This window comes from Sphingobium sp. HDIP04 (genome assembly GCF_000445085.1).
Lineage (GTDB): Bacteria > Pseudomonadota > Alphaproteobacteria > Sphingomonadales > Sphingomonadaceae > Sphingobium > Sphingobium indicum.
In genome coordinates, this window is the sequence record NZ_ATDO01000116.1 from 1 (window position 1) to 21,068 (window position 21,068).

Below are 21,068 nucleotides of genomic sequence, written 5' to 3' on the forward strand. Positions count from 1 at the left end.
GCCTTATCTGGACAGTCTGCACCGTGCCTGACGCACCATTGAACGGTATGCTTTGGCGCGACGCAGGGGGGCATCAGGCCGGATGAAGCGCTATCCATAAGCTGGCGTAATCCGGCCTGATGACCACCGTCCCGCAGGCGCGCAACGTGTGCGATCTGGAGTCGGGAGGGGGTCCGGGGGAGGGACTGACAAGCTGTGGATAATTCAGGTGCGTCGATCGTCATTCAGGAGCGCCGGACGGCGGATGGCCTGGACTCCTACATCCCGGTAATTCTGCGTGATGGTGCGATCTATGATCTCCACCTTGAGCGCTACTTCCTCGATTTGCCGCTGAACGGTTCGCGTTCGCGACACTCGTTGCGCGCCCATGGTTATGATGTTCTGGTCTGGGTTCGCTTTCTCGCTTCGGCCCGCGGCAAGTCTGTCTGGCAAGCCGATGCCGATGATGTCGGTGCCTATCATCGTGCCCGGCGGCGCAGCGATGCTGAGTTCCGGATTTCTGCATCGACGTGGAACCGGGCGATTGCCTCGCTCGACAAGCTTTATCGATGGGCCGAACGGGAGGGGCTGATCGAGCGTACACCTTTTACGCATCGTCAGGTCTGGCGACGATCGCACGATGGGCGCCGTGCGGCGGTCACGGGCCGCAATAACGCCTATGAGCGCGCAGCCCGTCGTTCCGACGTCCGTTTCATCGATCTCACCGATTACCGCGCCTTCCGGGAAGTTGGTTTGCGCGGCCTGACCGTTGAAGGGACCGAGCGTCCTGGAGCGCGTGACCGCAATGGCGCGCGCAACGCGCTGTTCGCCGATCTGCTGGTCACCACCGGCCTGCGCCTGGAAGAGGCATCCCACTTGCTCGCAGCTGAGATTCCGGTTTGCGACGCCCGCTCGGAACGTCAGCGGCGGGTCGAGCTTCCGGCGGCACTCACCAAGGGTGACAGGGGGCGAAGCATGCTGCTGCCGCGCCGCTTGTTGCCGGTGTTTGACGCCTACATCGCCGTTGAGCGAGCCGCAGCCGTCGCCAAGTTCGCACAGCGCCGTGGCTGGGAAGCCATCGACCGCCCGATCTTCATCCACAGCCCCTCATTCGGGCAGCGTGCATTGCATCTCGTTGGCGGTGGCACGATGGACATAGAGGTCGTCACACCGGATGAACGCGCAAGGCTTGTTATTTGCGCTGACGATGGAACGCCGCGCGAAGCCGCGGTCCTCTGGCTGACCGAGGTGGGCCATCCTGTGTTGCCCAACTCGTGGGAAGCGATCTTCGCACGGGCGAGCCGCCGCTGCACGGACGCCGGCATCCCGGTCCGGCTTAGCCCCCATCAACTCCGGCATTCCTTTGCAGTCCACATGCTTGCCATGCTGATCCAGCGCCGCCTCGCCGACGCAGCGGCACCAGTGGGCGCCATGGAAGGTTATCGCCAGCTGGTCGGCGATCCGCTTCAACAGGTCCAGCGATTGCTTGGCCATTCGAGCCTCGCGACGACCTCTATTTATCTCGATCACCTCGCCACGCGTGCCGATACCGTTGATGCGGCAGTCGAAGAACTGCTGGCACTCGTACCAGGCTATCTTCGATCATGACCGCTGCTCCACGCAAAGGACGCAAGGTCAGCTTCGCGGCAGATACGGCTGCGCCCCAAGCCGATCCATGGTCGCAGATCAGCACGCTGCGCTTCATGATTCATCCCTTATATGGCGGCGAGCTGCTCGTCGATTTCACGGGCTTGCGGCCACGCGGCCTGGCGCTCGCATTTGCCCGGAGCCTGTTCATGCTGGCTGCTCCGCGCGGCCCCATCATGGTACGTTCGTCGCTCAAGACATACGCCAACCAGCTGCCAAGCTTCTTTTCCTACCTGGCCGGGACAGGCGACGGGATCAACGGCCCTGCTGACCTTCGTGCCCATCACATTGATGGATTTGAGACATGGCTCAGCGCGCAGGGCAAGTCTTGCGTGCATGGACCAACCTATGTCGCCAAGGTCGTTTCCGTCCTTCGTCGCATCGCGGACGACAGCCCCGAGCTTGTCGATTGCGGCTTGCGGGAACGACTGCGCTACGTCAGCTCACACGCACACGTTCGTTCCCGTCCACGCGATGCCTACAGTCCGTATGTAGCCCGCCAGCTGCGCGATGCGGCACGCGCGGATATCGCTGCGATCGAGGCGCGCTTGCGGTCGGGGCCGCAGTTCGATGAGGTGCCGCAGATCGATGGCGCATATTGCAAAGCCCATGCTGCCATCGAGACATACGGTGTTCTGGGCTACCGTGATCCCACGTTTCAGAGCCTGTACAAGCTGCGCAAAAAGCGCGATCTCACCAGTGACAGGCTTAACCTGAGCCTCCACGCAGCCCACTATCTTACTGCCGACGATATCGTCCCGCTTCTTGTTCTGCTCTTAATCGAGACAGGGCTTGAGCTGGAGTGCTGCAAGTCGCTCACCCTCGATTGTCTGCGCAATGCCGCAGGGGGTACCGTCGATATCGCCTACACCAAGCTGCGGGCACACGGTGCCGAGCACAAGACAATCCGGGTGCGTGATCGCGGCTCATCCACCGCTGGCGGTCTGATCCGACGCATCATCGCCCTATCGTCCAAGGCCAGGGTCCATAACTCCAGCGATAACCTTTGGGTCTATTTTCAGCCGGGCGAGATCACCGCAGGTATTCGTCAACTGCGCTTGAAGGTCAGTGCCTGGACGCAGCGCCATTGTATTACCGATGATCAGGGTAAACCGCTCCACCTGTGTCTTTCGTATCTGCGCAAGACGCACAAGGCCTTGTGGTATCTCAAGACCGAAGGCCACATGGCCCGCTTCGCCGTAGGTCATACCGTCGATATCGCGGCACGGCACTACGCCGATATTCCCTCCCTCAGACCGCTGCACGAGCAAACCGTGGCAGATGCCCTCGAAGAGGTGCTCGCTGGTCCAATGATCCTGCCTCCTCAAGACGAGGACCGGCTGCGCGGCGAGTTGGCAAGCCCTGATCCCGATGATGGGGGCATTTCAACCGCACTGCTCAATGGCGAACAAGACGTCTGGCTTGCAAGCTGTGGCAACTTCTATTCCAGTCCCTTCGCATCCGCCGGCACGCCATGCCCTACACCGTTCTGGGCCTGCCTCGATTGCCGCAACGCGGTCATTACCGCGCGCAAGCTGCCTGCCATTCTCACCTTTCTCTCCTTCGTCGACGCTCAGCGGATCGGCCTGAGTGCTGCTGATTGGACCGCCAAGTTTGGTCATGCCCATGATCGCATCGTTCAGCAGATTCTGCCTGCCTTCGCCGAAGACGTCGTGACAAGGGCCCGTGCGCAAGTCGCGAACGACCCTCCCACGGTCTATCTGCCGCCAGAGGCACGGGCATGACCGTTGTCCAGCTTCTGGCGGAGAGCGACGATGAGCGCGATGCCCTCCCTGTGCTTATGTCCGCGCCTTTGCGCCCCGGCTGCGATCGCGCGCATATTTCACGATACGGCGATCCAGTGTGGGATCTGGCTCCCGGCGTATTTCGCGACAACGCGCGGCGCTGCCATGTCACGGTACATTTCGGCGGTATCAAAGACCCATCCATTGCTGATGCCCTGCGCCAGATTCTCCATGCGCGGCTCAATGTCGATCTCCCCGGTCACCGTTCGCGGCTTGAGCCGGCCGGGGTGCGCGGCGAGGCCAACCGGACCTTGCGCTTTTTCGACTTCGTCAAGGCTCAGCTGGGGCGTTTCGATCTCGCCCGGGTCGATCAGGCTCTGGTCGATCGCTACGCCGGAGCCTTGCGCCTAGCCGGGCTGCGCCCAGTTGCAGCGGCAGCGCTGCTGCGGATCGTCTTTGACCTGCACGAGTTGCAGCATCATCTGCCGACTGCGCGCCTGTCCTTCGAACCGTGGCCGGGACGAAGTCCGTTTTCCGTGGCGGGCGCAAAGCATATTGCAGGGGAGAACCGGACGCCGCGCATTCCTGAAGCGATCATGACGCCGCTGCTCTCCTGGTCGTTGCGCTACGTGACCTGCTACGCAGGCGATATCCTTGCCGCACGGGCAGAACTCGATTGCCTTGAAGCAACGCGCAACCGTCTGATTGCCGCTGAGGAAGGTCTGGATCCCGCTGTTCGTCGGTTACGGCAACGCCAACGCCTCCTCGACTATGTTGCATCCTTGCGGCAGCATGGGCGCGGCATTCCGATCTGGACCACGGCACATAACGGCGCAACGCGAACAGATCCGCAAACCGGCGCCGTCACGCCGCCGATCAACTACCACCTGATCCACCTCCATGCCGGTATCAACGCGCAGGCCGAACCTGCCATGCACCTTGGCCTGGCCACGGGTGCACCAGACCTCATCGCCGCTGCCATCGCAGAACTCGGCACCGAGATTGGCGGCATGGATACGCCCAATTCTGCCGATCCCGATACGGGCATGCCTTGGCGCACCCGCTTCGATGCCAAGGTTTTGCCCCTCGAGGAAGTCATGCTGCAGTCCGCAGCCTATATCGTATGTGCCTTTCTCTCAGGCATGCGGGACAGCGAGATCCAAGCCATGAGGCGGGGATGCCTGTCTATTACCAAAGCCGAAGACGGTACGATCTTGCGGCATCGTATCAAGTCCACTGCTTACAAGGGCAAGCGCGGCGGCGGCGAGGAGACCGAGTGGGTTACCATCGCGCCGGTCGCTGAAGCCATCGATGTCCTCGAACGCCTTTCCGCGCGGGCGGGACAAGCGCGCGGAACAACGACCCTGTGGCCAGTCCTCACGCTTCGGGCCAATACCAAGACGCACGTCTCTGCAGAGATAGTCCGGCAACTCAACCGGTTCCGCGATCACCTCAATGACCACTTCGGATCCGCGCAGGCACCCGTCATTCCTGCCGGACCCGACGGCCGACCATGGCGTCTGACAACGCGTCAGTTTCGCCGCACAATCGCCTGGCACATCGCCAACCGGCCCTTCGGAACAATTGCCGGCATGATCCAGTACAAGCATGCGAGCGTTGCGGCTTTCGAAGGCTATGCTGGCAGCAGCCGGTCCGGATTTCGGGGAGAGATCGAAGCCCAGCGTGCGCTTGGCCAGATTGACGATATCCTTGTCTACTTCGACGAGCGGCAAAGTGGCGCACGCCTTGGCGGACCTGCCGCGAACAGGGTCGGAGTTGTGCTTGATACTGCCGCCCACGAGTTGGCGCCGCTACCTGCCATGATTGCCGACCGTCCACGTCTGCGCACCATGCTGGGCAGTCTCGCGCGGACATTGCATGTCGGCCCGCTGGCCGATTGCTTCTTTGATCCGGCAACCGCCCTGTGCCTGAACCGGAGTTCGGAGCCAGGCGCAAGCGGGCCAATGATCTCCATGTGCGAACCGGTCCGCTGCCCCAATGCCTGCATCGCCGAACGGCATCGCCCGGCATGGCAGCGCGGTGCTGATGAGGCACGGTTGTTGTTGCGCGAGAAGCGGCTTCCAGAGCCGCAGCGGGTGACGCTTCAGGCCGAGGTGGCCAGAATCCAGCGTGTTCTTGAACAGATCGCACCGGGTACCGCCACACCGCATAACGGTATGGCGGGAGAGGAAGAGGAGGCGGGTTTGCGGGTGACGGATTGAAGGAGCGGAAGACAGTTTCCCTCCGCCCGTCGTGGAGACCTGCCATGTCCCGATCCTACCCTGCGACGCCGCGAGCCGACGTTTATTCGCGCATCACCACCGAGATTGTATCTGCCATCGAAGCCGGGGCCGGCGATTGGCGCATGCCCTGGCACCATGATGGCGCTGCCACCACCAGGCCGCAGAACGTCACCTCTCGCCGCCGCTATCGCGGCGTCAACGTGCTCGCGCTCTGGATCGCAGCCGAAGCGGCTGCCTATTCCAGCGGTCTTTGGGGGACCTATCGCCAGTGGGCATCGCTTGGCGCACAGGTCCGCAAAGGTGAACGCGGAACGACGGTTGTGTTCTGGAAACAGGCCGCATCGCGCGCCGATGATGATCATGACGATGGCGAAGCCGGACCCGGCCGCATGTTCGCGCGGGCCTTCACCGTGTTCAACCTCGCCCAGGTCGAGGGCTATGAACCCCCACCTGTCGCAGTTCTACCCGAGGGCGAGCGGTTCGGGCACGCCGAAGCTTTCGTCGCGGCCCTCAAGATCCCGATCACCGAGGGCGCCTACGATGCGCACTACCGGATCGACCTCGATCACATCTTCATGCCGACCTTTGCCTCGTTTCGGGATGCATCAGCACAGATGGGCACGCTTTTGCATGAGGCGGCCCACGCCACAGGGGCAAAGCACCGGCTCGACCGCAACTTTGCCGAACGTTTCAAGCGCGACAGCTTGGCGATCGAGGAAATTTGCGCTGAACTGACCGCATCGTTCGTACTCGCCGACCTCAGGATCGCTCACCATCCGCGGGCCGATCATGCCGCCTACGTAGCATCGTGGTTGCGCGCACTCAAAGACGACCCTCGCGCCATCTTCACCGCCGCCAGCAAGGCGCAGGCGGCCGCCGATTGGATGCACGCCCAGCAGCCCCAGCCTGAGGAGATCGCCGCATGATAAGCGCCCCGAAAATTTGCGGTAGAAGTCACATTAGGGCTGGACTGTCAGGATATGTCGCCGAACTGATCCCGGCGATGCTCACAGCCTTTCTCGATGGTGATCGCGGATTTGCGAAGGCGCGCGAGGACGCTCGCCGGGGCGGGCGATGAGCGGCCATGATGCCATCTCGTCCACCGAGCCTCAGGGCTATTTTTCCACTGCGCAGGCCGGGGCCTATCTCAACCTGTCGCCGCGGACGCTGGAGAAGCTGCGAATCGTTGGCGGCGGACCGGCCTTTCTGAAGCTCGGGAAACGGGTCGTCTATGCGCTGGAGGATTTGCAGGGTTGGGCCTCGGCCCGCCGCCGCGCGTCGACGTCGGACAAGGGATTTTGACGTGCGTTCCGCATCTGCCGCAATCAACGGATCAAGCAGACGGAGATAGGCGCAACCTTTGCCGTTCGCCGACCGCTTCCTCTTTATTCCGGGCTCATTTCGTTCTATCTTCGTTCCCATGAATTAGGGGGCGTCATGGCTGAACTCATTTATGATCCGTCGATGATCGAAGACGGCGAACGCGTGTTTCTCGTCCATGTTGGTCGTGCGCCGGTCGGAGATACGATTTTGGCTGATCTCGAAATGGATGAGGTCGGCCCGATCGCGGCAGACAGGCTTGCGCCGCGCCGGTTCAGTGGTTTTGAGTTTCCCGCGGGCGACGTCATGCATAAGGCACATGCGCGGGCGAACGAGGCTGGCGTGCGCAAGATCATGGTCGTCGATCCCTATGGTCAGCTGCGCTTTGCGGCGCCCAGCCGATACGACCGGCGGTGAATGCGCCCAAACTCCATCACTATGTGCCGCAATTTCATCTGCGGCGATTTGTCGACGCGACGCAGCGATTGTGGGTTTGGGATAGGGACGCCGATCGCGTCTTTCGCACCGGAGCCAATTCGGTCGCGGCGGAAACGCAATTCTACCGCCTCACGCAATATGAAGCTGACGGCCACGATCCGCTCGAAATGGAACGACAGCTTTCCGCGCTTGAAGGTGAGGTAGCAACCATTACCGGGCAGTGGATCGAGTGGCTGCGCGACATGGAGCCGCTGGACCAGGTACCGATACCGGCGGTGAACCGCGAGATCGTTTCGCTGTTCCTCGCCGTTCAATACCTGCGGACGGCCGATACGCGCGATATTTTGGCGAGACTGAGCCATGCCGATGCTGCAGTGGCACCCACACCAGACGCCGTCCAACAGATGCACACTGAATTGCTGTGGGACGAAGCGCTCGTAAACGGACTCGCGGCGCACATTCGGACATCACATTGGTTGTTCGCCCGAAACGAAACGCCGACCCCCTTCGTCACCTCCGACAATCCCATAACCTTTCGGAGCGCCGACAATCGTCGTTGGGTCCGGGCCGGGATCTATACGCCCGGCACATATGCGGGCTTCGCCTTGGCGCCCGACCTGATCCTCTATTGCTATCCGGACGAACCGCCATGGGACCAGCTCGATCGCTACGCCGACAAGCTGTCCCCGGTCGCGATCGACGATGGGATGGTCGACAGCGAGAATAGCGGACAGGTTTTCATGGCGACGCGCTTCCTGTTCTCGACCCAGAACAAGTTTGATACTGAACGGCGCTTCGCGCGATCCATTCGCCGACTGTAACCGGGTAAGTGCGGGCCTATGCCGCGGCCACGGCAACCGAGACCTTGGTAACGTTGAAGAGGGATACGGCGCCGCCAGTCGCCTGTGCTGGATCGAACAGGGCAAGGTTTATACCGTCGCTGACCGAGCTGCGGTACACGACACCATCGAAACCGCTCTTCTTGATAAACTCGCAAAGATACTGGCTCGGAATATAGTCGATTGCCGCGCCCGCTGGTTGCACCGGCCGCGTCAGCTCTTCGCCGAGGCGTTCCAGGAAGGGCAGGTCCGCGCGCAGCTGGCCGATCTCGCTGGCATCGCTCAGGATGAAAGGCGACACCAACTTGCGCGGATTGCGCAGGTCCACGGCCTTGATCTGCGGGATGGTGAAATCGGCGACGCAGGCCACTTCGCCGGTGTGCGGCCGGATCTCGGCCGCTGCTGTTTCGGGCAGTGACCCGAGATAGAGATAGGGGATGCCTGCTGGGTTGGCGCGGCCGTGTGAAGATCGGCGCTTGGGCGGTGCCCCCATCTTGTCGATGGGGAACATCTCATCCTCCGTGCGAATGCGCGCCCGATACCAGATTTCGGGCAAAGGCGGAGCCAGCAACATGTCGAGCAATTGGCGAAGCCGATCGAGATCGATGGCAACCCCGAGGAACCAGCGGTTGGCATACATCATCTCGTCGCGCAGCCTATCCCACTGCGCCAGGCCTTCACTGATATAGCTCGCGGACGGCGCGAAACTGCGCCGGACGATTTCGCCGTCGTCCAGGATTTCGCCAAGCAATTCCTTGGCGTGGGCGAGGTCCATGCGCTCATGGCTGAACAGCTGCCAGTCGTCTTTCAGCCACTCGGCAAGCGATTTTCCGTCTTCGCTCGGCTCGTAGACGTTGACGAGGAGTTCGAAATAGGTGGCGAGCTTGTTCGGCTCGACGAGCTGCGTGTCGTGCGTGCCGCAGAAATCGCATGTCCCTCGAACCGGATCGAGCGAGGGGAACAGCTGATCGCGCAGGCCGCGATCGTCGAAGCATTCAGGACAGCAGAAGCGCTGGGCCATGGCGCTTAGCCAAGATAGTCGGCGAGCGTCTCGATATGATGCTTCATCGAGAGCTTTTTGACATAGCCGAGGCCGGGGAAGTGGCCCTTGGCGTGCAGGTCGCGGAATTCCTTGATCGCACTCGTTTCGAGGAGGTTCGACGTCCCCGAATTGAGCTTGAGGATGAGCTTCTGCAATGCCTGCCCGAATTTGCCGGCAGGGTCGGTGGGCGTATCGTTCGTCGTCGACACGAAATGATAGATGTACATGACTTCGTCGGCCTCAGGGTCTATGAAGGTCAGGTGGATCGCGACGGCATAGGCTGGGCCGCCACCTTCGGAGAAGACATCGCCGACCATGAGGAAATCGCCGAAGCCGTTCATTCCAAGGTCGCTCTGGAAGGTAAGGTGCAGCTCGGAGAATTCCTCGACCGGGATCTTCGTGAATTCCGCGTTTTTGCGCGGCTTGAAGCCGTCGCGGATCAGGATCCGCGTGCTGCCTTCGAAGTGCTTGCGGTAGAGCGTGTTGGCGTGGTCTTCGATAAAGACATGCCGGGTTTGCGGCAGCGTACTGCCCAAGTAGCCGGCCAGGCTTTTCTGCTCGGTGAAGCCCGCATGGATGAAGGTCGGATTATGACTCAGATGGGCTTGGTGGCAGGTGACCGCATCGGCGAGGTTCATGCTGCCGCGCAGAAGAATTCCGGCGGAAATCGCACCGCCGAACATGCCTTGTTGCAGCAGCTGGGTAATCCCGGTCCCGTCATCCTGGTGATCGCCATGATAGGGATTGACTATGACAATCGCCTGCCCATGCGCATCGCAGATCGCTTTGAGCGCCTTCTCAAGACCACCGAGCGACTCCTTGACCGGCTCTATCACCGGGACGAAATTCTTCGCCGCCAGCAAACCGGCAGTTTCCCGAATGGTCAGAAGTTCGAACTGCTTTCCACGAAAATACGGGTGATACATGCGCAGGTCAGCTCCAGGCCAATGCCGCATGAAGCGGCGTTGCGACGGCGTCGACCAGCCGCGGATGGTCGGCGCGGCGCACCGATACCGACAGGGCAGCCGCCTGCAACGACGCGGGCAGGTGATCGACAAGTTCGCCAAGCGGCGCAAGATCGCGCGTCTTTTTCAGGGTTCGCACCATTTCGATGTGGAGCGCAGTCGGATCGAGCGTAGCGAAGAGATCGCGCATCGCCGCGTGCCTTTGCGTGTTCGGAACCTGCGGCACATCCATGCCCAGCGCTTTGAGGATTGCAACGGCCTCCGCGGACCGCAGCGATTCGAAGACGGTGACCGGGCAGATGCGGGCTGGGCAATCGACCGCATCGCGCACCGTCGAGATACGGTATCGCTTCGACAGGCACATGACGCCGACATCGTCGGGAACGGTCGCGAGCACGCCATCAACATGGCCCTCGCTCGCGATCACGTTGACCTTGGCGAACACGCGCTTGTAGTTTTCGACCTGGTTGGCAAGGCGCGCTAGGGAATCGCGCTCGGACTTGATCTCATAGACGGTCGCGGTGCCGTTCAGAATGACAAGGTCGGCCTTGCAGCTTCCTGCGCGAAACTCGTTGAGCATCGAGGCGGTGCGGAGCGAATGGGTGCCCATCAGCACTTTGTGGCTGATCGCCGCGCGATAGATATATTCGTCACGGTGGCCTGCGACCTTCAGGATATCGAAGGCCGAGTCGAATGTATCGCCGACGGTCGTGTTGGCGTCAGCCCGCTCCAGGAGATCGGTCTGGTCAAGGAGGCGGCGGAACAGGCCGGACCGGCCTTTCTTCGCCATTTCACGGAACACGGTTGCGGAGAACAGGCGCGTCAAGGCGGAAAGTTGCGCTGCGCTGTAGATGGCTTTTCCCCCGCACGAGCCCCCCGTCGCACCGGGCGGCTGCGATCTCCTTAGCGAAGAACGGTCGGCGGCGGAATCCCGGAAATCGCCGAACTCGAGATGCCGGGCTGGCAGAGAGACGCTCACTTGCGTCATGCCGTGACGCTTTTCGGCGTCCTGCGCCGCGGCGGAGCGGCCGACCGGCCCAGAGCAACGGCGATCTTGGATGATACCCGCTCAGCGGCCCGCTTTGCCGGCGCGAGTTGGATATGGGCGTAGATCGCCGTCGAACGCGGATTGCGATGGCCGAGAATGGCTCCGGTCATTGCAAGCGCCTGGCCAGCCGACGTCGAGGTCGAACCCATGGTGTGGCGGAGCGTATGAGGGGTGACGTCGAGCAAACCGGACAGCTTCTTCACCTTGGGCCAGATACCCTTGGTGCCCTGGAAGAAGGATTCGCCCGCCGTCGCCGGGAATACGAAATCGGAATCATCGCATCGAGCGATGCCGCGCAGGATTTCGATTGCGGCGCGGCCGAGGGGGCGCACGGAGCGGCCCGTCTTGCTGTCCTCCAACATCAGAAAGCCGCGTTCGAGATCGACCTCCTGCCATTTGAGGCCGGCGATTTCGTTGCGTCGACAGCCAGTCAGCGCCCACAGCCGCGAGATGGCGATTGCCTTGGGGTTCGTGCCCTCGGCTTCGAGCTTGTCGAATGCCTCGCCCAGTTTCTTTACTTCTTCCAGCGTGAGGAAGCGTTCGCGCGCATTGTCGGTCTTGCGGACGGCGGCCTTGTCGACCGGATTGCGGTCGGTCAGCTCATGTCGCATTGCGAAGCTGTACATCGCCGACAGGTCTCGGACGGCTTTGCGGGCTGCTCCTTCGCCGCCCTTGACGATGATCCGCTGGCGGAAGCCGACTTTCTCGTCACGGGCGGTCTTACCGCCGGTAACGTCGCTGGAGAACTGCTCAACGTCGGCGATGGTGACGTCGCCGATACGCTTGCGGCCCAGAAGCGGGATGATGTGGTGGTCGATACGCGCGAGTGTGTATTTCTTGGTGAGCGGCTTCATCGGCTGCCCGATCTTCTTGCCCCGCTGGATCACGCAACCGCGCTTCTCATAGAGGTCGCGCAGCTGGGAGATCAGCATCTCGCCGCGCTTGGCGATCCGCTTCTCGCCAGGGTCTTGCCCGTTCGCGACGGCGCCCAGGATAGCCTTGGCACCCTTCCGTGCCTGATCGATCGTCAACGCACCGAACCGGCCCAGCGTGTAGGTCCGGCGCTTGGCCGTGCGACCGCCGCCGTCGACACGATAGCGCACGACGAAGGACTTCACGCCACTCGCCATTACCCGAAGGCCGAAGCCGGCGATCTCCGAATCCCATAGCTCGTACTGCTCTGCGCGCTTCTCTGCCTTCTCGCAGAGATCGCGGGTAAGCTTGACTGTCGATCGTTGTCCCACTTGCATCGCTCCATGTGGACCCGTATCGCCTGCGGGTCCACCGCGGGTCCACGGTCATGCGCATTGGGTCGTATCTGAGCAGAGTGTAGCACATCTGGAATCGAGCGAAAACAGTTACTTGCCACGCTACAGCGTAGTCGAGCGTAACCCGAAATAGCATCGCCCTAAATTTGCCAAGGTTGGGGTCGAGGGTTCGAATCCCTTCGCCCGCTCCAGATTTCCTATGAAAATTAGTTAGATGCACCCTTCGACGGAAGGGTTTTTCTATTACGTGGGGCACTCGCAAGCATCGCGTAATAAGGACGTAATGAGCTCGGAGCGTGTATCTGGACTATTCTGGCGCACATTCGGCGTCCTTGGCTTGGAAGTGGCGACGATTCCGGAGGGGAAAGCCTTCCCCTGACGGTGAGCCGATGTCTCACCGTACCCCTTCGAGCGGGGTTCCGCCCCGCAACACCCCATTCAGCAATCCGCCTCGGCGGATTTGTGTTTTCCTGAAGCTTCGGTGATCGGGCCAGGGCTGCGCCGGCCTGATCGCGTCGTTGGTCGTTTCACTCCCGCGATGGGGTGGGCGACGCTTCCCTTTAGGCCCGCCGCGCCGGGCCGCAACGCGCGTGCCGCGCTTACCTCCTCTGCGTTCCGGCCCTTCGGGTGCTGCCCGGCTCCGCCGGCGGGCCAACGGCAAGCTTCTTCGCCGCCCACCCCATTCCGGGGTGAGTGTGGTTTTAAGGAGAAGTGTGATGAACGCTGTGACCGAAACCGCAGCCGCCGAGCCTGTGTCGGGCATCGAGATTTTCGTGCCCCTGAACAAGCTCAAGAAGTCCCCCAAGAACGCCCGGAAGGTGCCGCATAGCGAGGCCACCATCGAGGCGCTGGCAGGCAGCATCCAGCACAAGGGGATGATCCAGAACCTTGTGATCGAGCCGGAGGTCCGTGAGGACGGGACGCCGACCGGCTCCTATCTCGTCACCGCTGGCGAAGGCCGCAGGCTGGCGCAGTTGTTGCGCGCCAAGCGCAAGCAGATCAAGAAAACCCATCCGATCCGGTGCTGGCTCGATACGGAGAACGATCCCGCCGAGGTCAGCCTCGACGAAAACGTAACCCGCGAGCCTATGCACCCTGCCGACCAATTCGAGCGGTTCCACGAGCTTTCGGAAACCAATGGTTGGGGCGCGGAGGAGATCGGCGCGCGGTTCGGCGTGTCGGCGCATGTCGTGAAGCAGCGGCTTCGCCTCGGCGCTGTGTCGCCCAAGCTGTTGCAGGTCTATCGCGAGGACGGGCTTACGCTGGACCAGCTTATGGCCTTCGGGATTTCGGAGGACCACGCCCGGCAAGAGCAGGTTTTTGAGAACCTGCATCACAACCGCGAGCCGTGGATCATCCGGCGCGACATGACCGCCGCCAACGTGTCTGCCGATGATCGCCGCGGTGTTCGTCGGGGCCGACGCCTATGTCGAGGCAGGCGGTAACATTATCCGCGACCTGTTCAGCGAGGACCGGGGCGGGTTCTTCGAGGATGCGGGCTTGCTCGATATGCTCGCCATCGAAAAGCTGCGCGAGGTCGCCGCGACCGTGCAGGCCGAGGGCTGGAAATGGGCCGAGGCGCATATCGACTATCCCCACGCCCACGGGATGCGGCGGGTCTACCAGCAGACCGTCGCCTTGTCCGACGACGAGGAGGCCCGGTTGGAAGCGCTGTCCACCGAGCATGACGAGCTTACCGAGGGCTATTCGTCCTATGACGAGATGCCCGAGGATGTTGCAGCGAAGCTGGAGGCGGTGTCCGACGAGATCGACGCCCTTTCGGCCAAGCGCTACGTCTATGACAGCAATGCGGTAGCGCATGGCGGCGTGTTCGTTGTGCTCAACCATGACGGCGCGGCGCGGATCGAGCGCGGTTTTATCCGGCCCGAGGACGAGGCGCTGGCCTTCCCGCAGCCCGAAAGCGAGGGCGAGGACAGCGGCGACGGCATCAGCGGCGAAGCCGAGACCGAGCAGGACGATGACGGCGGCGAGATCGAGCCGGTCGAGGAAGAGGACGAGGAACCAGGCAAGCCGATTTCCGACAGCCTCACCCGCGACCTGTCCGCCCACTGGACGCTGGCGCTTCGTGTAGCGCTGGCCGAGCGGCCCGACATGGCGCTGATCGCGCTGACCCACACGCTCACGGCGCAGTCGTTCTACAGCTATGCCGAGGCCGGTTGCCTTGAGGTTCGTCCGACCGTGCCCCCGCTGGGGAGCCATGCGGACGGGATCGAAGACACGCCCTTAGCGGCGAGGGCGAGCGAGGCGCATGAAGCGTGGGCCGAGCGGATGCCGCGCGACGTGGCGGACCTGTGGGGCTTCATCGTCGGACTGGACGATGAGAAGCGGCTGGCGCTGCTGGCGCATTGCGCCGCCCGCACCGTCAACGGGCTGCGCCTGCCGTGGGATCGCAAGCCCCGGTCGCTGCAAACGGCAGACAGGCTAGCGAGCGCGCTGTCGCTGGACGTGTCGAAGGACTGGACGCCGACCGTGGATAGCTACCTTGGCCGCGTCACCAAGGCGCATATCGTCGAGGCCGTGGCCGAAGGCGTGTCGGAGGACGCCGCCCGCCGTATCGCGGACATGAAGAAGCCGGACATGGCGCGAGCCGCCGAACAGCTTCTGGCCGGGACCGGCTGGCTTCCCGCCGTGCTGCGGACGCCCGAGCCGGAGGTGGAGCAACCCGGACCCGTCGAGGCCGAGATTGAGGGGACCGAAGAGCAGCAGTCCGAAGCGGAGGACGGCGAAGCGTCCTATGCCATCGCTGCCGAATAGCGGCATAGGCCGGGGCCGCGCGAGCGGTCCCGGCCTTTCACTCGCTGTCCGCAAAATCGCGACCTCGCCCTTTTCGGGCGCGGTCGCTCTTGCTTTTGAATGGCGCCACGTCGCGGACTAAGTAAATGAGGGGCCGAATCCAAGTCGGCCTGTTCGGTATGAAAGGCGGCGAGTGAGCGTCTCGGCATCCAAGAATAATCTCGTCCACGAATTGTTCGTGCGCACAGCCGACGAGAACTACATCGCGGCGCGTTGGTGCGCGATCAACCAGCTTAACACGGACTTCCTCTGGCTGGCTGTCCACGCGCTCGAAAAATATCTGAAAGCCGTGTTGCTGGTGAACGGCGGTTCGTCGAAGGGCTATAGCCACGACATTGTGCGGCTCTATGCAGACGTGAAAACCCTCGCCGGGCCGTTGCTCCCCGATAGCCTTCAGCGCCCTGCCGATCTCGACATCCACCACTGGTTCGAGCGCTCGGCTGAGGATTTCATCGCGCACCTGCTGCGCAACGGGAACGCCGACAACCGCTATCTGATCTATGGCTATACGACCCGAAGCGAAGACGTCCACATGCTCGACGCGATGGTGTTCGCCCTCCGCAGGCTAATTTGCCCGCTCGACCAGCGGATGTTCCCACGCAACGATCCCGGCGCGCCCACCGTGACGCATCGCGACATTCTGACAAAGCAGGCCGAATATTATGGTCGCATGGCGATGCCGCTTGATGACCTAAGATCAGGACTCATTGATTGAGCCAGAAGATAACGGTTGCTCGATGCAGATGGCGGACATGAAGGTGTGTGCGCAGCGGTCGTAGCGAGTGTGTATGCGCCGCCAATCCTTGAGCCTGCCGAACATATTCTCGATCCTGTGCTGCTGGCGATAGAGCACGGCATCGTGTGGGATCGGGACCTTACGGTTTTTCTTTGACGGGATGCAGGCGGTGATGTTGCGTTCAGCGAGCGCCTTGCGGAACCAGTCGGCGTCGTAGCCTCGATCACCGAGCAGAGCTTTGGCCCGAGGCAGGGCGTTGAGCATCAGGGCGGCCCCCTTATAGTCGCTCATCTGCCCTTCGCTCAGCAGCATGACCAATGGCCTGCCCTTGCCATCGCATACAGCGTGGAGCTTCGAGTTCAGGCCGCCCTTGGTGCGTCCGATACGTCTGGGAACAGCCCCTTTTTGAGCAGGCTGGCCGCCGTCCGGTGTGCCTTGAGGTGCGTCGCGTCGATCATCAACTGGTCGGGCTTCCCGCCCTTCGCTGAAAGGGCAGAGAAGATCTTATTGAACACCCCGAGCCAGCTCCACCGAATGAAGCGATTGTAGATCGTCTTGGGCGGACCATAGTCGGCAGGCGCATCGCGCCATCGCAAACCGTTCCTGATGACGAAGATAATGCCGCTGATGATCCGACGATCATCCACCCGCGGAACGCCGTGAGACAGCGGAAAATATGGCTCGATCCTGCGCATCTGCGCCTCTGAAAGCCAGATCAGATCACTCATGGCAACGCCTCCTTGCGACGCCATCGAATCAACCAATCTGTATCTCTGCAAGCCATTTAATAGGTCCTGAGCCTAGTCTGGGCCAGGGAGGAATCGGATCGGCGCCATGCCGCCCTGAACCTCAACATGGCGTTCGCACCGGAGGGCTATCCGCACGAGCCCATGCTAAGCGGGAGTTCGGCCCGCAATCCTGTCATCATCCGGCACATCCTCGACCCGCTAGCAAGCGACGACCCGCGCTGGGCAGCCGAAGGCATCGAGATTGCTCGGTGGTTCCTCGCGAATGTCCAGGTTCCCAAGGGCAAGCCGGCCGATCCCGGTGTAGCGGAGCAAATCCAAGACGCCATCGAGGCTGCATGCGCCAAGCACGGCTTGCCATAGCGCAGGGCCGTTGCCCGCCATCACCTCCTGATCGTGTGACGCACGCTGCCCACATGGCCTCTTGCATGGTCGGTCTGACCGGAGACGGCTTAGCCTCGCTCTCCCGGAGCGCAATGGCGGAGGCGCAGCTTTTTTCCGCCGCCTGCGGCTTTGCATCGCGAGATCAAAAAAGCTGCGCCCCGCTATCCTCCGCTTCGCTGCGGTCCCGCAGGGATGCGCGGTCGATCGCTCCGGCCCGTGAACCACCATCGAGGCCGCGATGGACGCGGTCCGAGCAAGCAGGAGATTACGACATGGCCACCATCGGCACCTTCACCGCCAATGCCACGGGCGAGTTCACCGGCGTCATCAAGACGCTCACGCTCAACACCAAGGCGACCCTTCGCCCGGTCGAGAAGGATAGCGAGAAATCCCCCGACTTCCGGGCCAGCGTCGGCGACATGGATATCGGCGCCGCCTGGAAGAAGGCGAGCCGCGAAGGCCGCGACTACATCTCGGTCAAGTTGGACGACCCGATCTTCCCGGCTCCCATTTATGCGACCCTGTCCGAAACCGAGACCGCTGGCGAATACGCCCTCATTTGGTCCCGCTAGCCGGGGTCGACGACGCCCCGCTCAACCGAGCGGGGCGCTCGGCCGTCAACTTGGGAAAGGAAGGGGCGCCAGATACTCCTGGCTCGTAGCGATCACGCCGCACACAAAAGTGAAGCTGGTCGACAGAACTGACTCCAGTGACGCTTCCTCGATGTCTTCACCAGCGACCCGATAAGGCCGCAACGCCGCGGCGGCAAACACCGCGCCGGTGGCGAACGGCGTGGAAGTGTCTGCGCTCAATTTTCGCTACCGCATCGAGGGCGACCGCGCGCCGTGGAAGCCAGTTCGCGCCTTCGACGATAGTCGCCAGGTCTTCATCGAGTTCCCGGGCGGGATCGCGCAAGGCGAGATGCCGCCGTTGTTCGTGGCTGGCGCAGCCGGCGGTGCCGAGCTGGTCAACTATCGCGTGCGAGGCCGCTACATGGTGATCGATCGCCTGTTCGCCGCCGCTGAGCTCCGCTTGGGCGAGCGTCGCAGCGAGCAGCGCGTCCGCATCGTGCGCGACGACGGAAGGGAGCGGCGGCCGTGAACGACCCCATCGATAATGCCCCGCCCGAACCGCTGGCGCCGCGTCCCGATCCCCAAGCCTTTCAGGTTCGCGGCGATCCCCCTCGCGTCATGCGTCTGTCGCGCAAAGCACTGGCCGCGATGGGCATCGCCGCCGGCCTCGGTATCGGCGGCTCGCTGATCTATGCGCTCAGACCGGCAGGCGAGAAGGAAGCGAAGGAACTCTACAGCACCGACAGCCGCGCCACATCCGAGACCATCACCTCTGGACCGAGGGACTATGCTCAGGCGCCGAAGCTCGGGCCGCCGCTCCCCGGCGACCTCGGCGGTCCCATCGTCTCCGCCCAGCGGCGCGGCGAGAATGTCCCGGTGCCTCCGGTTGGTGCGCAGCCCGATGCGCGTGCCCAGGCCGCAGAAGCCGCCCGCCCGCGCGCGCAGCAAGAGCGCGACGTGGCGCGCATGAGCGGCGTGTTCCTTGGCGGGAACGCTGGCAATATCGGAACGGCGCCAGCGTCTTCGCTGGTCCTGCCAGAGCAAGCTGCGCCGCAACCGCAGCCGGCGAGCGCCGCTCAGAACGATCAGGCCGCCAAGCAGGCCTTCATGGCGCAGGCGTCGAACCAGCGCACTGTAAGCGTCCAGCGCCTGACCCCGCCCACGTCGCCCAACATCGTTCAGGCCGGCAACATCATCCCGGCCGCGCTCATCACCGGCATCCGGTCGGACCTTCCCGGCCAGATCACGGCGCAGGTGACGCAGAATGTCTATGACAGCCCCACGGGCCGTATCCTTCTCATCCCGCAGGGCGCGCGGCTGATCGGCGAGTATGACAGCGAGATCGCCGCCGGGCAGACCCGCGTGCTGCTGGCTTGGGACCGGCTCATCATGCCGGATGGCAGCTCGATCGTTCTCGAGCGTCAGCCTGGCGCGGACGGAGCCGGCTTTGCGGGCCTACAGGATCGAGTGAACCAGCATTGGGGCAATCTGCTCAGGGCGGCGGCCATCTCGACATTGCTCGGCATGGGTGCCGAGCTGGGCGCCGACAGCGAGGACGATCTAACCCGCGCGCTGCGGCGTGGATCGCAGGACACCATCAATCAGACCGGCCAACAGATCGTACGTCGACAACTCAATGTGCAGCCGACGCTCACCATCCGGCCGGGGCACCCCTTGCGCGTGATCATTACACGCGACCTGGTGCTCGAACCCATCGGAGCGATGCGATGACGAAACTGAAGCTCGGGCCGCTGGCCGACGACCGTCCGGTCAAACTCTCCGTGGAACTGCCCGCGCCGGTTCACCGTGATCTCGTCGCCTACGCTGCGGCGCTCGCCGCCGAGACCGGGGCAGCGCCGGTCCTGCCCGAGAAACTGATAGCACCCATGCTCACCCGGTTCATGGAAACCGACCGGGCCTTCCGCCGACGCCGCGCGCAGGAGACGTGAAGGCGTGTTCGCCTGCTTTCAGTTTCCCATGAACCGCTTGAAACGATCCCGACCTTCCGCCTCGACGACGGCCTGCTCAGCGTTGGCGCATTCGTCGCCCCTTACCGAGCCTTCCGCGCATTGCGTTACGACCTGTCGCGCCTCGTCGAGATGCACTGCGAAATACTGTGTTCCGCGCGGTGCGGCTGGCGCCACCGCTGCGGCGGGCGGACTCGTGGCAGTTGCCGTTGGACCGACCGGCACGATCACCGGGCGCAGCACGAAGCCAACCCCAAACCCGAGGGTCAGCGTGACCAGCACGATGATGAGCGTCCGGCCACGCGTCATGACGGTTCCTTTCCCGATTGCTCTGTCGATGGGTGCGGCCCCGGCACAGGTGGCAGAGAATAGCGGACGGCCACGAAATCGAGGAAGCGCCGCAGCACGGCGTTCTCATTGTCCTCCCGCCAATAACCCGAGAATCCGACCCGCATATGCCCGTTGGTCTCGTGGACCTCCCGGAATGCCACTCCCGGAACCTGGATGCCGAGCGCGGATTCCACGACGATTGAGAGGCGCCCGCCGAGTGCAATGGCGCTGAGTACCGAATCGCGTCCGATGTCTTCCATGTCAAGCTCCGGCGTGTAACCGGGCATTCCAAGCTTGCCCAAAAGCATGTTGCGCGTCTCCGGGCCGGGATCTCGTTCGGTCAGCAGGAACCGTTCGCCGATCAGATCGGTCCAGTAGATGCGTTCACGCTCAGTCAGCGGATGACTTTCCGGCATCGCTACCAGGATGCGCTCGCTCCATAGTGGCCGACTCGTGAGGCTAGGATAGGGTGCCTCGCCGATCATGATCGCGATGTCGAGCAGGCCGCTTTCGATGCCCGCCAGCAGCATCGCGCGGTCCCGCTCGAAGGCGCGCAGTTTTACCTCCGGATGACGTTCGTCGAACTCGCTGAGAGTCGCGCGCAGATTGCCGGCGGAGCAAGAGGTGTAGAAGCCTATAGCCAGCCTACCGGCATGACCATTCTGCGTGGCCCGCACCCAAGCGTTCAGTTCCTCGAATTCCTTCACGATCCGTTGCACCGCGTGCAGATAAATTTTGCCGTAGGAGTCAGGGTGTCTCCGCGCGTTCTGCGGTCGAACAGCGTCATTCCAAGCCGTTTCTCAACGTCGATGATATGCCGGCTGAGAGTAGGCTGTTTAATGTTCATGCCGCGAGCGGCCCGACTGAAGCTCCCTGCCTCTGCGGCGGCGATTAGGTAGCGGAGCTGACGCAACTCGATCATTTACATAGACCGGCTACGTCTAGCTTGCCTACCGAAATCATATGAGGGCACTCGTCCAAGCAC

General features: G+C 62.7%; 20 protein-coding genes and 3 pseudogenes. 15 read left to right on the forward strand and 8 right to left on the reverse strand.

Features of this window, described 5'->3' with window-relative positions:
* The first annotated feature begins 195 nt into the window (after positions 1-195).
* The 8 genes from L286_RS41505 to L286_RS41535 all read left to right on the forward strand — a co-directional run bounded on the left by L286_RS41505 (position 196) and on the right by L286_RS41535 (position 8,193).
* On the forward strand, positions 196-1,587 hold the full coding sequence (locus L286_RS41505; RefSeq protein ID WP_013039032.1) for a tyrosine-type recombinase/integrase: 1,392 nt from the start codon (positions 196-198) through the stop codon (positions 1,585-1,587).
* The gene (locus tag L286_RS41510; protein WP_013039033.1) at positions 1,584-3,371 is read left to right on the forward strand and encodes a hypothetical protein; all 1,788 of its coding nucleotides are present in this window, start codon (positions 1,584-1,586) and stop codon (positions 3,369-3,371) included. The genes L286_RS41505 and L286_RS41510 overlap by 4 nt, the downstream gene beginning before the upstream one ends.
* Complete coding sequence (locus L286_RS41515) at positions 3,368-5,593, forward strand: integrase (RefSeq protein ID WP_013039034.1); 2,226 nt, start codon at positions 3,368-3,370, stop codon at positions 5,591-5,593. The genes L286_RS41510 and L286_RS41515 overlap by 4 nt, the downstream gene beginning before the upstream one ends.
* Positions 5,594-5,637: 44 nt before the next feature.
* Entirely contained in the window at positions 5,638-6,540 is a 903-nt protein-coding gene (locus L286_RS41520; RefSeq protein WP_013039035.1) for an ArdC family protein, read from the forward strand.
* Positions 6,537-6,692 (forward strand): DUF2274 domain-containing protein, encoded by a 156-nt coding sequence (locus tag L286_RS49625; protein WP_084498551.1) that lies wholly within the window; start codon positions 6,537-6,539, stop codon positions 6,690-6,692. The genes L286_RS41520 and L286_RS49625 overlap by 4 nt, the downstream gene beginning before the upstream one ends.
* Positions 6,689-6,916, forward strand: coding sequence for a helix-turn-helix domain-containing protein (locus L286_RS41525; protein ID WP_020817609.1), 228 nt, complete (start codon positions 6,689-6,691; stop codon positions 6,914-6,916). The genes L286_RS49625 and L286_RS41525 overlap by 4 nt, the downstream gene beginning before the upstream one ends.
* A gap of 135 nt (positions 6,917-7,051) precedes the next feature.
* Positions 7,052-7,351, forward strand: coding sequence for a hypothetical protein (locus L286_RS41530; protein ID WP_020817608.1), 300 nt, complete (start codon positions 7,052-7,054; stop codon positions 7,349-7,351).
* Complete coding sequence (locus L286_RS41535) at positions 7,348-8,193, forward strand: DUF4238 domain-containing protein (protein ID WP_020817607.1); 846 nt, start codon at positions 7,348-7,350, stop codon at positions 8,191-8,193. The genes L286_RS41530 and L286_RS41535 overlap by 4 nt, the downstream gene beginning before the upstream one ends.
* Positions 8,194-8,209: 16 nt before the next feature.
* On the opposite strand, the gene L286_RS41540 is transcribed toward L286_RS41535, so the two are convergent.
* The 4 genes from L286_RS41540 to L286_RS41555 are packed head-to-tail and all read right to left on the reverse strand — an operon-like array spanning position 8,210 to position 12,510.
* Positions 8,210-9,232 (reverse strand): RES family NAD+ phosphorylase, encoded by a 1,023-nt coding sequence (locus L286_RS41540; protein WP_020817606.1) that lies wholly within the window; start codon positions 9,230-9,232, stop codon positions 8,210-8,212.
* Between the two features lie 5 nt (positions 9,233-9,237).
* Positions 9,238-10,179 (reverse strand): sce7725 family protein, encoded by a 942-nt coding sequence (locus L286_RS41545; RefSeq protein WP_020817605.1) that lies wholly within the window; start codon positions 10,177-10,179, stop codon positions 9,238-9,240.
* 7 nt (positions 10,180-10,186) lie between these two features.
* On the reverse strand, positions 10,187-11,206 hold the full coding sequence (locus L286_RS41550; protein ID WP_152520536.1) for a sce7726 family protein: 1,020 nt from the start codon (positions 11,204-11,206) through the stop codon (positions 10,187-10,189).
* The gene (locus L286_RS41555; RefSeq protein WP_025161205.1) at positions 11,203-12,510 is read right to left on the reverse strand and encodes a site-specific integrase; all 1,308 of its coding nucleotides are present in this window, start codon (positions 12,508-12,510) and stop codon (positions 11,203-11,205) included. Before L286_RS41555 ends, L286_RS41550 begins: the two co-directional genes overlap by 4 nt.
* A gap of 740 nt (positions 12,511-13,250) precedes the next feature.
* Between L286_RS41555 and L286_RS41560 the strand changes: the two are divergent.
* Together L286_RS41560 and L286_RS41565 are read left to right on the forward strand one after the other, a co-directional pair.
* Positions 13,251-15,309 (forward strand): annotated as a pseudogene (locus L286_RS41560) (ParB/RepB/Spo0J family partition protein).
* A gap of 172 nt (positions 15,310-15,481) precedes the next feature.
* Positions 15,482-16,063: a HEPN domain-containing protein gene (locus tag L286_RS41565; RefSeq protein ID WP_020817602.1), complete on the forward strand. Its 582-nt coding sequence runs from the start codon at positions 15,482-15,484 to the stop codon at positions 16,061-16,063.
* Here the strand turns inward: L286_RS41565 and L286_RS48110 are convergent.
* A pseudogene (locus tag L286_RS48110) lies at positions 16,053-16,812 on the reverse strand (IS5 family transposase). The gene L286_RS41565 and the pseudogene L286_RS48110 sit on opposite strands and share 11 nt — an antisense overlap.
* A 126-nt stretch (positions 16,813-16,938) precedes the next feature.
* On the opposite strand from L286_RS48110, the gene L286_RS41580 reads away from it, so the two are divergent.
* The 5 genes and pseudogenes from L286_RS41580 (at position 16,939) to L286_RS41600 (ending at position 19,735) form a co-directional block, all read left to right on the forward strand.
* Complete coding sequence (locus L286_RS41580; RefSeq protein WP_020817600.1) at positions 16,939-17,193, forward strand: hypothetical protein; 255 nt, start codon at positions 16,939-16,941, stop codon at positions 17,191-17,193.
* A 293-nt stretch (positions 17,194-17,486) separates the two neighbouring features.
* Positions 17,487-17,786 (forward strand): DUF736 domain-containing protein, encoded by a 300-nt coding sequence (locus tag L286_RS41585; RefSeq protein WP_020817599.1) that lies wholly within the window; start codon positions 17,487-17,489, stop codon positions 17,784-17,786.
* A 178-nt stretch (positions 17,787-17,964) separates the two neighbouring features.
* Positions 17,965-18,315, forward strand: a pseudogene (locus L286_RS41590) (TrbG/VirB9 family P-type conjugative transfer protein); the annotation flags it as partial.
* The gene (locus L286_RS41595; protein WP_020817597.1) at positions 18,312-19,517 is read left to right on the forward strand and encodes a TrbI/VirB10 family protein; all 1,206 of its coding nucleotides are present in this window, start codon (positions 18,312-18,314) and stop codon (positions 19,515-19,517) included. The pseudogene L286_RS41590 and the gene L286_RS41595, both read left to right, overlap by 4 nt.
* Positions 19,514-19,735 carry a DUF2274 domain-containing protein gene (locus L286_RS41600; RefSeq protein ID WP_020817596.1) on the forward strand — a complete coding sequence of 74 codons (222 nt, stop codon included), beginning with the start codon at positions 19,514-19,516 and terminating at the stop codon, positions 19,733-19,735. The genes L286_RS41595 and L286_RS41600 overlap by 4 nt, the downstream gene beginning before the upstream one ends.
* An 18-nt stretch (positions 19,736-19,753) precedes the next feature.
* Here the strand turns inward: L286_RS41600 and L286_RS41605 are convergent, their stop codons facing one another.
* Genes L286_RS41605 through L286_RS49405 form a run of 3 tightly spaced genes read right to left on the reverse strand, consistent with a single transcriptional unit; the run spans position 19,754 to position 21,005 of the window.
* Positions 19,754-20,062 carry a hypothetical protein gene (locus tag L286_RS41605; RefSeq protein ID WP_020817595.1) on the reverse strand — a complete coding sequence of 103 codons (309 nt, stop codon included), beginning with the start codon at positions 20,060-20,062 and terminating at the stop codon, positions 19,754-19,756.
* A complete protein-coding gene (locus tag L286_RS41610; protein WP_235181744.1) occupies positions 20,059-20,790 on the reverse strand; it encodes a LysR family substrate-binding domain-containing protein in 732 nt (243 codons plus the stop codon). The genes L286_RS41605 and L286_RS41610 overlap by 4 nt, the downstream gene beginning before the upstream one ends.
* A complete protein-coding gene (locus tag L286_RS49405) occupies positions 20,787-21,005 on the reverse strand; it encodes a LysR family transcriptional regulator (protein WP_235181743.1) in 219 nt (72 codons plus the stop codon). The genes L286_RS41610 and L286_RS49405 overlap by 4 nt, the downstream gene beginning before the upstream one ends.
* Between the last annotated feature and the right edge of the window lie 63 nt (positions 21,006-21,068).

What these genes read in the sequence shown, in the direction of transcription:
- L286_RS41510 (WP_013039033.1), top strand. Translation starts at nt 1,584, where the DNA reads ATGACCGCTGCTCCACGCAAAGGACGCAAGGTCAGCTTCGCGGCAGAT.
- L286_RS41540 (WP_020817606.1), bottom strand. Translation starts at nt 9,232, where the DNA reads ATGGCCCAGCGCTTCTGCTGTCCTGAATGCTTCGACGATCGCGGCCTG.
- L286_RS41530 (WP_020817608.1), top strand. Translation starts at nt 7,052, where the DNA reads ATGGCTGAACTCATTTATGATCCGTCGATGATCGAAGACGGCGAACGC.
- L286_RS41515 (WP_013039034.1), top strand. Translation starts at nt 3,368, where the DNA reads ATGACCGTTGTCCAGCTTCTGGCGGAGAGCGACGATGAGCGCGATGCC.
- L286_RS41600 (WP_020817596.1), top strand. Translation starts at nt 19,514, where the DNA reads ATGACGAAACTGAAGCTCGGGCCGCTGGCCGACGACCGTCCGGTCAAA.
- L286_RS49405 (WP_235181743.1), bottom strand. Translation starts at nt 21,005, where the DNA reads ATGATCGAGTTGCGTCAGCTCCGCTACCTAATCGCCGCCGCAGAGGCA.
- L286_RS41520 (WP_013039035.1), top strand. Translation starts at nt 5,638, where the DNA reads ATGTCCCGATCCTACCCTGCGACGCCGCGAGCCGACGTTTATTCGCGC.
- L286_RS41525 (WP_020817609.1), top strand. Translation starts at nt 6,689, where the DNA reads ATGAGCGGCCATGATGCCATCTCGTCCACCGAGCCTCAGGGCTATTTT.
- L286_RS49625 (WP_084498551.1), top strand. Translation starts at nt 6,537, where the DNA reads ATGATAAGCGCCCCGAAAATTTGCGGTAGAAGTCACATTAGGGCTGGA.
- L286_RS41550 (WP_152520536.1), bottom strand. Translation starts at nt 11,206, where the DNA reads ATGACGCAAGTGAGCGTCTCTCTGCCAGCCCGGCATCTCGAGTTCGGC.
- L286_RS41580 (WP_020817600.1), top strand. Translation starts at nt 16,939, where the DNA reads ATGGCGTTCGCACCGGAGGGCTATCCGCACGAGCCCATGCTAAGCGGG.
- L286_RS41605 (WP_020817595.1), bottom strand. Translation starts at nt 20,062, where the DNA reads ATGACGCGTGGCCGGACGCTCATCATCGTGCTGGTCACGCTGACCCTC.
- L286_RS41545 (WP_020817605.1), bottom strand. Translation starts at nt 10,179, where the DNA reads ATGTATCACCCGTATTTTCGTGGAAAGCAGTTCGAACTTCTGACCATT.
- L286_RS41585 (WP_020817599.1), top strand. Translation starts at nt 17,487, where the DNA reads ATGGCCACCATCGGCACCTTCACCGCCAATGCCACGGGCGAGTTCACC.